Raw genomic sequence first — 12,191 nt, 5'->3', positions numbered from 1 at the left:
CTGCGGTACAGGCCCTCGGTGTGCTCGGCGGCCGCCTTGGCGCGCTCTTCCTTCTGCCGGATCAGCTCGTCGAGCATCTCGTCGAGCTTGTTGGCCTTGTCGCGCACCAGGTCGAGCGACTGCGCCAGCACCTCGTCGCGGTCGGCGAGCTTCTTCGCCGACGCGAGCGTCAGCGCGCGCTGCATCTCGCGCTGGTAGTCCTCCGACAGCGTGCCGAACGCGGTGAAGACCTCTTTCGCGCGGTCGCTGACGAACAGCGGCTTGGCCTTCTCGATGTAGTCCTTCATCGACGCCAGGCTCTTCGCGATCGACGCCATGTGCTTGTCGCGCTCGGCCTGCGTGCTCGCCAGCAGGAAGTTCGAACGGGCGCGTCCGATGTAGATCAGGTTGATGTTGGCTTCCTTGATGTACGAGAGCCCCATCAGCTCCTTCGTGTACATGTTGTCGGCCAGCTCGTTCATCTGGCTGGTGTTGGAGATGCCGATGAAGCCGATCACGGCGCTGATCGAGGCGACGAGCATGAAGCCCGCGATCAGGCGGACGCCGATCTTGAAGTTGCTGAACATGGTGTGGTTCTCCCTGGAATCTGGTGGGGCAAAAACTGGTGAACTCAGGCGGCCGCGACCGGCGTGCCGGCGCTCTGCATCAGGGCCGGCACGTCGAGGATCAGCGCGACCTCGCCGCTGCCCAGGATGCTGGAGCCGCTGATGCCTCGGACCTGGCCGAACATCTTCGACAGCGGCTTGATGACGGTCTGCGCCTCGCCGAGCAGCGTGTCGACGACGAGGCCGAATTTCTGGCCGGCATGCTTGACGACGACGATGTTCGGCCGCGCGCTTTGCGGGCCGTCGATGTCGAACAACTCGCGCAGCCGGATGAACGGCAGCACCTCGCCGCGCAGGTCGGTGTAGTCGTGGCCGGTCTCCGCGCTGAACTCGACGCATTCGTCGACCATGTCGAGCGGCACGACGAACACCGCCTTGCCGACGCCGATCTGGAAGCCGTTGATGATGGCCAGCGTGAGCGGCAGCCGCACCGTGACGGTAGTGCCCTCGCCCGGCGTGCTGGCGATGCCGACGCTGCCGCGCAGCGCGACGATGTTGCGCTTGACGACGTCCATGCCGACACCGCGTCCGGACAGGTTGGTCACCTTCTCGGCGGTGGAGAAGCCGGGCTCGAAGATCAGCCCGTAGATCTCGGCATCGCTCAGCGTGCGGCCGGCCTCGACCAGGCCGCGCTCGACGGCCTTCGCGAGGATCTTCTCGCGGTTCAGGCCGCCGCCGTCGTCGCTGACCTCGATCACGATGCTGCCGGAGTCGTGGAATGCGTTCAGCATCACCGTGCCGCGGGCCGGCTTGCCGCGCGCGGCGCGCAGCTCGGCCGAATCGATGCCGTGGTCGATCGCGTTGCGCACCAGGTGGGTCAGCGGGTCGCCGATCTTCTCGACCACGGTCTTGTCGAGCTCGGTGTCCTCGCCGTTGACGACCAGGCCGATGTCCTTGCCGAGCTCGCGCGACACGTCATGCACCACGCGCTGGAAGCGGCTGAAGGTGGCACCGATCTTCACCATGCGCAGCTGCAGCGCGCTGTCGCGCACCTCCTCGACCAGGCCGGACAGCACCGAGTGGCATTCCTGCAGCTCGCTGTTGCGCGTCTTGCGCGAGATCAGGCTGGCGCCGGCCGACGCGATGATCAGCTCGCCGACCAGGTTGATCAGGTGGTCGAGCTTGTCGGCGTCGACGCGGATCGACTGGCTCTCCTGCGTCTTCGCGTCCTTCACGCGCTTCTGCTTCTCGAGCGCGGCCTCGACGACCGGCGGCGAGACGCGGCCCTGCTCGACCAGCACGGTGCCGATCAGCGGGGTCGGCACGGCTTCAGCCTGCGCGGCGAGCGCGGCTTCGAGTTCGTGGGCGGTCACGGTGCCGCAGCGCACCAGCATCTCGCCCAGGCGCGCCGATTCCTCGGGCATCGCCTTGATGAGGTCGATGTAGTCGCCGATGCGGCTGTGCGGCGGCACGATGCGCAGCGTGCAATCGTCGAGCACGAAATCGAACACGCCTTCGATCGCCGCCTTGTCGGCCTGGCTGCGGAAGGCGATCTCGAAGCCGAGGTAGCAGGACTCGGGGTCCATCCCGGCGGCCGGCGGCAGCGCGTCGGCCAGCGTCACGATGCCGACCACCTGGCCGAGCGTGCCGAGGAAGCGGATGAAGGACAGCGGGTCCATGCCGTTGCGCAGCACGTCGCGGCCGAAGCGCAGCGAGATGTGCCACAGGTCGGCATCGTGCGAATTGGCGGCGATGCGTTCGAACGCGGGCGCCGGTGCCGCCACGACGGCGCCGGACGACGGCTCGAGGTGCGCGCGCAGGCGCAGCAGCAGCGGCTCGCCGCGCTGCACCAGCGCCGGGTCGACCTGGTTCGGATCGGACTCGACCGCATCGACCAGCGCGCCGATGTGGTCGCCGCAGGCGAGCAGCAGCGAGACCAGCGGCTCGTCGACCGCGATGCGGCCTTCGCGCACCTCGTCGAGTACGCTCTCGACGACGTGCGTGAACGCCACCACCTGGTCGAGGCCGAACAGCCCGGCCGAGCCCTTGATGGTGTGGGCGGCGCGGAAGATCGCATTGATCGTCTCGGCCGGCTCGTCTTCCTCGCGCACGCGCAGCAGCGAGGCTTCCATGTCTTCCAGCAGCTCGCGGCTTTCCGCGAAGAAGGTCTGCAGGGCCTGGTCCATGTTCATCGGAATGCCTTCCAGGGAGAGGTCAGGCAGCGCGCTGCGCGGAGCCGACGACCAGCGGATCGCCGAAATGCGCGGCCAGGTCGAACAGCTCCAGCACCTCGACGACGGCCGGGCTGTGGTCGACCAGGCGCAGCGTGCGACCGGCGGCAGCGGCTTCGCGCTTGGCCAGCAGCAGCAGCTGCAGCCCGGCGCTGTCGAACTCGCCGACCTGCGACAGGTCGACCTCGAGCTCGGCGTGCTCCGCCACGGCGGCGAGCAGCGTCTGCTTCAGTTCGGCGGCGCGATAGATCGTCAGCTCGCCTTCGATGCGCAGAGAGCTCATGGCAGCACGAGCTTCTGCACGACGCCCAGCAGCTGCTCGGGCTTGAAGGGCTTGACGACCCAGGCCTTGGCGCCGGCTTCCTGGCCTTCCTTCTTCTTCGCCTCCTGCGACTCGGTGGTCAGCATCACGATCGGCGTGAACTTGTAGGCCGGCATCTGCTTGACCGCCTTCACGAGGCTGATGCCGTCCATGTTGGGCATGTTGACGTCGCTGATGATCAGGTGGACCTTCTGGCCGGTGAGCTGCTTCAGCGCGTCCTTGCCGTCGACCCCCTCGATCACGTCGTAGCCGRCTTGCTTCAGCGAAATGCTGACGACCTGCCGCACCGAGGCGGAGTCGTCGACGATCAGGATGTTCTTGGCCATGGTGTTGTGCTTCCCGGTCTGTCGTTGTCAAAAGAAAGTGATCTCTTCGCTCGCATCCGCGGCCTGCGCGCCCTGCCCGGCTTGCGCGCTGTGCAGCTGGCGCTCGTCGGCCATCGCGTAGGTCTTCTCCAGCTGGGCCAGCAGTGCGGCGCTGTCGACCGGCTGGAGCACGCCGTCGCGCTCGAAGCCTTCGCGGCTGCGCGTCAGCTCGGCCGGCAGCTGCTCGATGTTCTGGCGCACGTGCGACATCACCTGGCTGACGCGGTCCTGGAACTGCAGCTGCACCAGCGCCTCGCCGATCTCGCCCTGGATGCCGACGCTCTCGCGCTTGAGCACGTCGGCCGATGCGACCAGCGCATCGGTGACGGTGTGGAAGCCGCCGAGCACGCTGTTGATGGTGGTCTCGCAGGCGACGATGGACGCGGCCTCGCGCTCGGCCGACGCGTCGGCGCTGCGACGTGCGGTGGCGATCGCGTCGCCGATCAGCGCCACCTTGTCGGCCATGCGCCGGCCGGTCTCGCCGGAGGCGGCCGACAGCTTGCGCACCTCTTGTGCGAGCACCGAGAAGCCGCGGCCGGTCTCGCCGGCGTGCGCGGCCTCGATGGCGGCGTTGATCGCGAGCAGGTTGGTCTGCGAGGCGATGTTGGCGACCTCGGCGGCCATCTCCTGCAACTCGGCGACGAAGCGGTTCAGGCTCTGCACCTCGTCGTGCATGGCGCCGTTGCTGGCCATCGCGGCGCGCAGCGAATCGAGCACGCCGTTCAGTTCCTTGCTGCTGTGCGCGAACACGGCCACCAGGCCCTGGTCGCTGCCCTGCATGTTGCCGGCGGCGAGGTTGGAGGCGCGCATCGCCTGGTCGAGCTTGTCGACGATGCCGCCGAAGCGCAGCGCGAGCTCGGAGATCGCGCTCTCCATCTGCGCGCGCGAGCTTTCGATGTGGCCGCCCCAGACCGGCAGCAGTTCGCGGCCGAGCCGCTCGGTGCCGGCAACGAAGGCCGCGGTGGCGTCACGCTGCTGGCGGCGCAGCGTGGCCTGGCGGCGGTCGAACAGCGCACCGGCGATGCCGAGGCCGGCGCCGACCAGCAACGCCCAGCCGTTCCAGCCGCTCGCGGCCCAGGTGGCGATGCCGCCGGCCAGGCCCATCGCGGTGCAGGCGAACGCGCTCGGCGACAGGCGGGAAGGTGGGGTGCTGGAGGACGGCACCGAGGGCGCCGCCTGTTGCACGGAGGGAAGGCTGTAGGAGGACATGCGTACTTGTCGGCATGCCCGGCGCGGAAATAAAGCGCGACGTGCGACGCGCAGGCCAAAAACTGTGCAGGCCTTGCGCAGTGCGTGTAAGAGACGGTAACAAGGACTCGGGTTAACCCGAAGGTGTCGGCGCGGAACAGCGTGTCAAAGAGGCTCGGCAGTCCCCCGGCGTTCACTCCTCTCTTGGTGAATCCATGTCGCAAGGGTTTGCCGCAATGCTGTGAAGGTTTTGCAGTACGACCTTCCGTCGTCGCCATCCGCAGCCGATCTCAGGCCGCGGATCCACTCTGAAATCAACCCATTCATCGCCGCATCCAGATCTGCCGACGCTCGTGTCGCCTCTCGTTCAAGAACGTCCACGGCCGTCTTGAGTTGCTCGTGCACCCCGGAAAGTGTCGGGTGGAGCATCATCCGCTCGACCAGGGTTGCGGCATGGTCGACTGCGAGCGTTCTCAATGACACCAGGGCGCGCTCGGTGTTTCCGCGCGGGCGGCTCTCTGGAAACTTGCGCTGACCGAGCGAGTGCGCGTTCGGCGACACCACCAACTCACTGGTGACGAGGCGATCCAGCACTGCCATGGTCTCGCAACAGGCTTGCCAATCGTAGCCACAGAGATCATCTTCAAAGTCGCGGATCAAATCACCGATCTCCTGGTGAAGCCGCTGGGGGAGGCTGGAACAGGCCCGCTTGCTTGCGTCATCGAGTTTTGCTTTGACATCGCAGAGGGTCGACGCCCATACCATCGATATCGTTTGACGGCGCTGGCGCTCTTCGTTCGCCCTCCCGAACTTGCTTTCGCTTTCATTGATGACCCGCTTCAGCGGACGCAAGGCCTCTCCCACGGGATCCCTCTTCAATCCGATATCTGTTCCGAGTTCCCGGATGAGCCCCTCGCCTCGACAGAATTCCTGGTCCACGACCCTCAGCCACGAAAAGGACCTGTCGACCAGGCCGGCCGGAAGCTGACTGCCCCGGACCAGCATGGAGAGGACAGCGCTCGCATACTCGCGCGACGCAAGCCGCCCCGCATGCAAGCGCGAGTAGACATCGTAGTCGTCGATGGAGATGGGCTCCCACATCACGGAAGGACGGGCTGTGACTGTCTGAACGGACATCGGTGAGCTCCAGGAGCAGTGTTTTGACAGACGCTCTGTCACCGCGACCGCCCGTTCGTTCCGTCGCCCGCAGACACAGCCCGCCGAAGCACCTTCAGGCCACGACAGCCTTGCCCCGCACCCCCGCCTTCGCATCGATCGCCAGCAGCACCCGCCGCAGCGCCCCCACCGCCTCGTCGACCTGCGCCCGCTCGATCACCAGCGGCGGCGCCAGCCGCACGACGGTGTGGTGCGTGTCCTTGGTCAGCACGCCTTCGTCCATCAGCCGCTCGCAGACCTCGCGTGCGCTCGCGAACGCCGGATCGATCTGCACGCCCACGAGCAGGCCGCGCCCGCGGATGTCGGTGATCGCCGGATGCCGCAGCTTCCACAGCTGGGCCATCAGGTACTCGCCCTGCTCCTGCGCGCGGCGCGCCAGCTGCTCGCGCTCCAGCAGCTGCAGGGCCGCCAGCCCGACCGCCGCCGCCAGCGGGTTGCCGCCGAAGGTGCTGCCGTGGTCGCCGGGGGTGAACTGCGCCATCACGTCCTCGCGCGCCAGGAACGCGCTGACCGGCAGCAGCCCGCCGCCGAGCGCCTTGCCGAGCACCAGCCCGTCGGGCAGCACGCCGTCGTGCTCGCAGGCCAGCAGGCGGCCGGTGCGGCCGAGGCCGGTCTGCACCTCGTCGCAGATCATCAGCACGTCGTGCTTCGTGCAGATCTCGCGCACCGCCTTCAGGTAGCCGGCCGGCGGCACGATGATGCCGGCCTCGCCCTGGATCGGCTCGACGATGAAGGCGGCGGTGTGCGGCGTGATCGCGGCCTCCAGGGCCCGCGCATCGCCGAACGGCACCGCGTTGAAACCCGGCGCGAACGGGCCGAAGCCGTCGCGGTATTGCGCCTCGGTCGAGAAACCGACGATGGTGGTGGTGCGGCCGGCAAAGTTGCCCTCGGCGACGAGGATCTGCGCCTGGCCCTCGGGCACGCGCTTGACCTTGTAGGCCCATTTGCGCGCCGCCTTGATCGCGGTCTCCACCGCCTCGGCGCCACTGTTCATCGGCAACGCCCGCGCCATGCCGGTCATGCGGCACAGTGTCTGTAGGAAGGGACCGAGCCGATCGGTGTGGAAGGCCCGGCTCGTCACGGCCAGCGTCTGCGCCTGCTCGGTGAGCGCGCGCACCAGCTCCGGGTGGCTGTGGCCGAAGCTGACGGCCGAGTAGGCGGACATCATGTCCAGGTAGCGCCGGCCCCGGTCGTCGAACAGGTGCACGCCCTCGCCGCGCGTCAGCACGACCGGCAGCGGGTGATAGTTGTGGGCGCCGTGGCGTTGCTCCAGCGTGATCGGAGATTCCTGCGGGGCGGCGTGGCGGGCTTGCAGGGCGGCGGCGCGGGCGGCGGTGGTCATGTCAACTCCTGGTCTGAATGCATAGCGAACGCTCACAGTCTAGAGATGCGGCGGCGAAATTTGCTTTCCAAAACTTGCATCCTTGCCGCCGTTGACGCACGATTCATGCATCAATGAAGGCGAAGCGATGAACGGTGGAGCGATTGACGGCCTGGACCGCAAGATTCTGGAAGCCCTGCAGGCCGATGGCCGCGCCAGCAACGTGGAGTTGGCGGCGCAGGTGCACCTGTCGGCACCGCAGTGCTTCCGCCGCGTGCGCGCGCTGGAGGAGCGCGGCGTGATCCGCGGCTACCGCGCGCAGGTCGATCCGCAGGCGCTCGGGCTGGGTGTGATGGCCTACGTCAGCCTGAACATCGACGGCGGTCAGTTCGGCCGCGTGCGCGAGGTCGAGGCCGACATCCGCGCCTTCCCGCAGATCCTCGAATGCCACACGGTGTCGGGCGACAGCGACTACCTGCTGAAGGTGGTCGCGCAGGACCTGAAGAGCCTGAGCCAGTTCCTGACCGACCGCCTGATGCAGGTGCCCGGCGTCGACGACGTGCGTTCGATGATCTGCATGGAAGAGGTGAAGGCGCCGTCGCCGTTGCCGGTGTCGCCATGAGGCTGCTGGTGCTCGGTGGCGGCGTGTTCCTCGGTGCGGCCGTGGTCGATGCGGCCTGCGCGGCGGGGCATGCGGTGACGGTGTTCAACCGCGGGCGGGCGCGCCGTGCCTGGCCGGCGGGCGTCGAATGCATCGTTGGTGACCGGCAGCGCGATCTCGGTGCGCTGCAGGGCCGGCGCTTCGATGCGGTGGTCGACACCTGCGGCTACCTGCCGGGTGACCTGCGCCTCAGCGCCGAGGCCTTGTCCGATGCGGGGCAGTACCTGTTCGTCTCGAGCGTGTCGGCGTATGCGTCGCTCGTTCGGCCGGGTGAAGACGAGCGGGCGCCGCTGGCATCGTTCGACGGCGTGGCGCCGGACGACCGCAGCGCCGCACACTACGGGGCGCAGAAGGCGGCCTGCGAGGCGGCCTTGCGCACGGCGTGGGGCGAGCGGGCGCTGGTGGTGCGGCCGGGGTTGATCGTCGGCCCCGGCGACCCGACCGGGCGCTTCAGCCACTGGCCGTGGCGCGCCGCGGCGGGCGGCACGATGCTGGTGCCCGAGGCGCCGTCGCCGCTGCAGATGATCGACGTGCGCGACCTCGCCGCGTGGATGCTGCGGTTGCTGGAGCGCGGCACGCGCGGCGACTTCAACGCGACCGGCCCGGTCGACGGGCCGCTGACCTGGCCGCAGATGATCGACGCCTGCATCACCGCGGCCGTGCACGCGGGGCACGCGCCGGCGACCCCACGGCTCGTCGGCGAGACCTTCCTGCAGGCCGAAGGCGTGCGCCTGTGGACCGAGTTGCCGCTGTGGATCCCGGCGAGCGAGGCGGATTCGCAGGGCTTCCTCGCAGTGAGCGTGACACGGGCGCGAGCGGCGGGGCTGCAAACGCGGCCGTTGCTGGACACCGCAGCCGACATCCTGGCCGAGCCGATCCCCGCGCTCGGCGATTCGCGGCGCGATGGCAAGCTGACGGTGGAGCGAGAACGGGATTTGCTGGCACGATGGGCGAAGCTCGCACCACCACGGCCATGACCTCTCCACCCACCCTCCGCTGGGGCCTGATCGGCGCCGCCCGCATCGCCGCATCGGCGCTGATCCCGGCCTTCCGCAGCACCGGCAGCCCGATCGTCGCGGTCGGCTGCAGCGATCCAGTCCGCGGCGCCGCCTACGCCGCAAAGCACGAGATCCCGCTCGCGACCGGCTACGACGCATTGCTGGCCCGCGACGACATCGACGCGGTCTACATCGCGCTGCCCAACCATGCGCACCTGCCGCTGACGCTGGCCGCACTGAAAGCCGGCAAGCACGTGCTGTGCGAGAAGCCGCTCGCGCTGAGCGCCGACGAGGCGCGCCGGATGAAGGCCGCCGCCGGCACCGCCGGGCGGCTGGTGATGGAAGCCTTCATGCACCACTTCCACCCGCAGCTCGCGCGCGCCCAGGCGCTGGTGCGCGGCGAGGCCTGGGGCCCGCTGAAATGGATGCGCAGCCACTTCACCTACACGCTGCACGACCCGGCCGACGTGCGCTGGAGCCGCCGCATGGGCGGCGGCGCGCTGTACGACCTGGGCTGCTATCCGCTGAGCGTGATGCGGTGGCTGGCCGGCGTCGAGCCGGTGGTGCTCGGCGTCGCGGCCGGGCTGACGCCGCCCGATGCCGAAGGCGGCCGCGTCGACCATGCGGCGCACGCGATGCTGCGTTTCGACACGGCGCACGGCGACGTCACCGGCCACTTCGATTGCGCGTTCTCGCTGCCGCCGCACACGCAGTTCGAGGCGCTGCTGCGCGACGGCATCCTGCGGCTGGAGACGCCGTTCGGCTGGAAGGACGTCGAGGCGGTGCTGCGCATCGGCGATCACGTCGAGCGCTTCGCGCCCTGCGACCCGTATGCGCTGATGGTGCGGCACTTCGAGGCGGCGGCGCTCGGCCACGAGGCGGTGCGCATCACGCTCGACGATTCGATCGCGCAGGCCGTCGCGATGGACGCGCTGCTCGCCCGCGCGCACGCGGCGGCGAACCGCTGACACCCGGGCCCCGCACGCTCACTCGAAATCGAGGAACACCGTCTCGCGCTCGCCCTGCAGGTGGATGTCCCAGCGGTAGCTGCCATCGGCCTGGCGCTGCGCGAGCAGCGTGTCGCGGCGCGCCGCCGGCACCTGCGCCAGCAGTTCCGAGCTCGCAAGCCCCGGCGCATCGGCCAGGAACACCGCGCAGAACTGGTGCTTCAGCAGGCCGCGCGCGAACAGCGTGATCCAGGCCGCCGGCTCGCCCGGGGCGGCCTGCGGCGAAGCGGCCAGTTCGATCCGGAACTCGCCCCGCTCGCCGGTCGGGCAACGGCGAAAGCCGGGCATCGGGCGCTCATGCTCGCCCGTCGCCGCAGCCGGTGACCAGGCCTCGACCCAGCCATCGCTCACCGGCTGGCCCTGCCCGTCGAACAGCGTGCCGCCGATCGTGATCCAGGTCGTGGCCGTGGCCCCCAGCTGCGACAGCTCGGCGGCCCAGCGCCAACCCTCGTGCGGAAACGGACCGATGGTCTGCGATGAAGTGATCCTGCTCGTCATGGCTTCGGTGCTCACAGGGCCATCGGCGTCGCGTGGCGGCCGCGCAGCACGATGTCGAAGTCGTAGCCGAGGGCGTTGCCGCCGTCGGTGTGGTCCATGTTCAGGTGCGCGGCCAGGCGGGTTCGCGCCGCGGCATCCGGAATGCTCTGGAAGATGGGATCGAACGCGAACAGCGGGTCGTTCGCGAAATACATCTGCGTCACCAGCCGCTGCGCCAGCACGTTGCCGAACAGCGAGAAGTGGATGTGCGCCGGTCGCCAGGCCTTGTCGTGGTTGCCCCACGGGTACGGCCCCGGCTTGATGGTGACGAAGCGGTAGCGGCCGTCGTCGTCGGTGAACATCTTGCCGATGCCGTGGAAATTGGGGTCGAGCGGCGCATCGTGCTGGTCCTTCTTGTGCCAGTAGCGGCCGGCCGCATTGCACTGCCACACCTCGAGCAGCGAGCGCCGCACCGGGCGGCCGTCCTCGTCGACCACGCGGCCGCTGACGATGATCTTCTCGCCGAGCGGTGCGCTGCTGCCGTGAGCCGTCAGGTCGAGGTCCTTCGGGCCGACCAGCGCCGGAGAGAAACGCACGCCGTCGCGTGCCGGCGCCGGTGCCTTCACGCGCAACGGCGGCTGCATCGGGCCCCGGCTGCGGGTGGACTGGTAGGGGGGATGGATCAGGCTCGGGTACACGCCCGGGGCCACCTCGTCGAACTGCATCGCTGTCTCCTTGATCCGCCAATCGCCCACGAAGGCCCGGCGGCAGCTGCAACGCGCGAAAGGTAGGCTACATTGATCCGCACCACAAGGGGTTGCGCATCGATCGCGTCGACACAGCGCCCGCCGTGGGCGATTGGCGCACATCGGAGTAGCAGTTGATGAATGCTCGCGAACCGCAGCTTCCCGACGACGACGACCCGGCCGGCGACCTCGCCGAGGCACCGTCCTCCACCACCACCGCCGCCGGTCCCAACAAGCGCGACCTGATCGCCGGCCTCGAGAAGGGCCTCGCGGTGATCGAGGCCTTCGACCAGGACCGGCCACGGCTCACGATCAGCGAGGTCGCCGCGCGCTGCAGCCTGACCCGCGCCGCCGCCCGCCGCTACCTGATCACGCTGGAGTACCTCGGCTACGTCAACAGCGACCGCAAGATGTACGCGCTGACGCCGAAGGTGCTGCGCATGGGCCAGAGCTACATGCACTCGGCGCGGCTGCCGCGCATCGTGCAGCCGGAGCTGCACAAGCTGGCCTACGCGCTGAAGGAGGCCTCGTCGGCCGGCGTGCTGGATGGCAACGACGTGATCTGCATCGCCGCCACCAGCGCCGGCCGCGTCGTGTCGTCGACGCTGCAGCCCGGCACGCGCGTGCCGGCGTACTGCACCGCGAACGGCCGCGTGCTGCTGAGCGCGCTGCCGCAGGCCGAGGTCGACGCGTGGATCGCCCGCCAGGCGCTGGAGCCGCTGACGCCCAACACCATCACGCTGCCGGAGCGGCTGCGCCTGGAGATCGCCCGCACCCGCTCGCAGGGCTATGCGACGGTGGACCAGGAGCTGGAGCTCGGGCTGCGCACGATCTCGGTGCCGCTGAAGAACCACCGCGGCGAGGTGCTCGCGGCGATGAACGTCAGCGTGCATGCGGCGCGCGTGACGATGGACCAGCTGGTCGAAGGCTCGCTGCCGGCCTTGCTTCACGCGCAGGCGAGCCTGCGCACGGTGCTGTGACAACGGCCCGCACACAAGTAGCCATCGTCGGCGGTGGGCCGGCGGGGCTGCTGCTGGGCCAGCGGCTGCACCAGGCCGGCATCGATGCGGTGATCCTCGAGCAGCGCAGCGCCGCCTACGTGCTGGGCCGCATCCGCGCCGGCGTGCTCGAGCAGGGCACGGTCGACCTGATGG

The 12,191-nt window shown here is 69.2% G+C and carries 14 protein-coding genes; 5 read left to right on the top strand and 9 right to left on the bottom strand.

Annotated features, from left to right (window positions below):
- The 7 genes from AC1D12_RS11385 to rocD all read right to left on the bottom strand — a co-directional run.
- The coding region (locus AC1D12_RS11385) for an MCP four helix bundle domain-containing protein (protein WP_477840472.1) at window positions 1-566 on the bottom strand (566 nt) is incomplete at its 3' end.
- 44 nt (window positions 567-610) lie between these two features.
- Window positions 611-2,737, bottom strand: coding sequence for a chemotaxis protein CheA (locus AC1D12_RS11380; RefSeq protein ID WP_477826538.1), 2,127 nt, complete (start codon window positions 2,735-2,737; stop codon window positions 611-613).
- 22 nt (window positions 2,738-2,759) lie between these two features.
- Window positions 2,760-3,059, bottom strand: coding sequence for an STAS domain-containing protein (locus tag AC1D12_RS11375; RefSeq protein ID WP_465110737.1), 300 nt, complete (start codon window positions 3,057-3,059; stop codon window positions 2,760-2,762).
- Window positions 3,056-3,424 carry a response regulator gene (locus AC1D12_RS11370; RefSeq protein WP_477840470.1) on the bottom strand — a complete coding sequence of 123 codons (369 nt, stop codon included), beginning with the start codon at window positions 3,422-3,424 and terminating at the stop codon, window positions 3,056-3,058. The genes AC1D12_RS11375 and AC1D12_RS11370 overlap by 4 nt, the downstream gene beginning before the upstream one ends.
- 27 nt (window positions 3,425-3,451) lie before the next feature.
- Entirely contained in the window at window positions 3,452-4,672 is a 1,221-nt protein-coding gene (locus AC1D12_RS11365) for a methyl-accepting chemotaxis protein (protein WP_477840468.1), read from the bottom strand.
- 144 nt (window positions 4,673-4,816) lie between these two features.
- Window positions 4,817-5,788: a hypothetical protein gene (locus AC1D12_RS11360; protein WP_477826536.1), complete on the bottom strand. Its 972-nt coding sequence runs from the start codon at window positions 5,786-5,788 to the stop codon at window positions 4,817-4,819.
- Window positions 5,789-5,882: 94 nt separating this feature from the next.
- A complete protein-coding gene (gene rocD, locus AC1D12_RS11355; protein ID WP_477840466.1) occupies window positions 5,883-7,169 on the bottom strand; it encodes an ornithine--oxo-acid transaminase in 1,287 nt (428 codons plus the stop codon).
- 127 nt (window positions 7,170-7,296) lie between these two features.
- Between rocD and AC1D12_RS11350 the strand changes: the two genes are divergently transcribed.
- From AC1D12_RS11350 to AC1D12_RS11340, 3 genes are read left to right on the top strand one after another with little or no spacing between them, the layout of a single operon-like run.
- Window positions 7,297-7,770: an Lrp/AsnC family transcriptional regulator gene (locus tag AC1D12_RS11350; RefSeq protein ID WP_047508983.1), complete on the top strand. Its 474-nt coding sequence runs from the start codon at window positions 7,297-7,299 to the stop codon at window positions 7,768-7,770.
- Entirely contained in the window at window positions 7,767-8,786 is a 1,020-nt protein-coding gene (locus AC1D12_RS11345; protein ID WP_477826200.1) for an NAD-dependent epimerase/dehydratase family protein, read from the top strand. The genes AC1D12_RS11350 and AC1D12_RS11345 overlap by 4 nt, the downstream gene beginning before the upstream one ends.
- Entirely contained in the window at window positions 8,783-9,775 is a 993-nt protein-coding gene (locus tag AC1D12_RS11340; RefSeq protein ID WP_477826201.1) for a Gfo/Idh/MocA family protein, read from the top strand. Before AC1D12_RS11345 ends, AC1D12_RS11340 begins: the two co-directional genes overlap by 4 nt.
- An 18-nt stretch (window positions 9,776-9,793) precedes the next feature.
- Here the strand turns inward: AC1D12_RS11340 and AC1D12_RS11335 are convergent, their stop codons facing one another.
- Together AC1D12_RS11335 and pcaH are read right to left on the bottom strand one after the other, a co-directional pair.
- Window positions 9,794-10,312, bottom strand: a complete 519-nt coding sequence (locus AC1D12_RS11335) for a peptidase associated/transthyretin-like domain-containing protein (protein WP_465110731.1) — start codon at window positions 10,310-10,312, stop codon at window positions 9,794-9,796.
- An 11-nt stretch (window positions 10,313-10,323) separates the two neighbouring features.
- Window positions 10,324-11,016 (bottom strand): protocatechuate 3,4-dioxygenase subunit beta, encoded by a 693-nt coding sequence (gene pcaH / locus AC1D12_RS11330; protein WP_477840464.1) that lies wholly within the window; start codon window positions 11,014-11,016, stop codon window positions 10,324-10,326.
- Between the two features lie 158 nt (window positions 11,017-11,174).
- Here pcaH and AC1D12_RS11325 point away from each other — a divergent pair, with 158 nt between their 5' ends.
- Entirely contained in the window at window positions 11,175-12,017 is an 843-nt protein-coding gene (locus AC1D12_RS11325) for an IclR family transcriptional regulator domain-containing protein (RefSeq protein ID WP_047508989.1), read from the top strand.
- Window positions 12,014-12,191, top strand: a 178-nt coding sequence (locus AC1D12_RS11320; protein ID WP_477840474.1) for an FAD-dependent monooxygenase, incomplete at its 3' end; no start/stop codon positions are given. The genes AC1D12_RS11325 and AC1D12_RS11320, both read left to right, overlap by 4 nt.

It is taken from the genome of Rhizobacter sp. P1_G5, assembly GCF_056405435.1.
Note: the sequence above shows the minus strand (reverse complement) of the source record. Positions and strands in the feature narration are given on the sequence as shown.